Source organism: Leuconostoc sp., from assembly GCF_965300815.1.
Genome location: NZ_CBDKZH010000048.1, coordinates 9171 through 10365, shown reverse-complemented (window position 1 = coordinate 10365; position 1195 = coordinate 9171). Strand labels below are relative to the sequence as shown.

Below are 1195 nucleotides of genomic sequence, written 5' to 3'. Positions count from 1 at the left end.
CCAATCCAGTGACAAAGAAGCCAAAATTCAAAATTCACGCATGAAACCCATTATTTTTGTGCCTGGTTCTAGTGCTACAATCAACCGATTTGACGATTTATTTAAAGAGTTAAATGCCACTGGGCCCGTGCATAGTATTCTTAAGGTCCAAGTCAACGAGAATAATCAACTCGTTTTCCATGGCAAGCTCAATCCGAGAGATCGCCAACCTTTTATTGTTGTCGGCTTCCAAGATAATCGCGACGGCTATAGCAATATTAAAAAACAAACTAAATGGTTAAACCTCGCCTTAACCGAAATTCAAAATCGTTATCATTTCCGAGACTTTTCTGCCATTGGTCATTCCAACGGCGGTCTCGTTTGGACAAATTATTTAGAACAAGATTACGCAGCATCGTCCTTTAATATTCCGACGCTCATGACCCTGGGTACACCGTTTAACTTCTCTGAAACCTCCATGCAACGCCGGACTGAAATGCTCAATGATTTCATCGCTGATAACAATCAATTGCCCGACAATTTAGTCATGTACTCAGTTGCAGGGACTGATGACTATACCGATGACGGGATTGTCCCCGTTGAAAGTGTCTTGGCTGGTAAATATATTTATCAAAACAAAGTCAAATCATATACGCAAATTACCGTTTCTGGGGCAAATGCGCAACATTCGAGTTTGCCCGAAAATCCGGAAGTCGTCAACCTGATTCAAACCAAAGTCATTAAAGCCGGCCAACGTCCCGGTCAACGATAAAAAGCACGCTATCCTTGTTAAATAAGGACAGCGTGCTTTTTTATCATGATAAGCGGTTTAGGCACCGCCGCGCTTTTTGTTTGACTTACGTACTGCACGCATTTCTTCACGCTTGGCAATACGACGATCCATTTGATTTTTCCGTTGGATAGCTGACTTAATTTGACGCTTATAGCCCGGCTTCACAACCTTCTTCTTCTTTTTAACCATTCCCACCATCGTTGGGTCAAGCTTTCTAGTTGTCGCAACACGTTGTGTTCGCGCACGGCGATCTTTTACCGGCACGAATTCCCCGTTTTTCAACTGCATGGCCTTGAAATCAATGCCCAAAGCTTCAAGCTCTGCCACTTCATCTTCTTCATCTGGGCCATACAATGTAATCGCCAAACCAGGCATGCCATTACGGCCTGTTCGCCCAACACGATGAACGAAGAATTCAAGTTC

1 protein-coding gene and 1 pseudogene are annotated in these 1195 nt (G+C 43.5%); one reads left to right on the top strand and one right to left on the bottom strand.

Annotated features, from left to right (window positions below; all coding sequences use genetic code 11):
- On the top strand, positions 1-751 hold a 751-nt coding region (locus ACW12G_RS04495; RefSeq protein ID WP_455647377.1), incomplete at its 5' end, for an alpha/beta hydrolase.
- Positions 752-808: 57 nt separating this feature from the next.
- On the opposite strand, the pseudogene ACW12G_RS04490 reads toward ACW12G_RS04495, so the two are convergent.
- Positions 809-1195, bottom strand: a pseudogene (locus ACW12G_RS04490) (DEAD/DEAH box helicase); the annotation flags it as partial.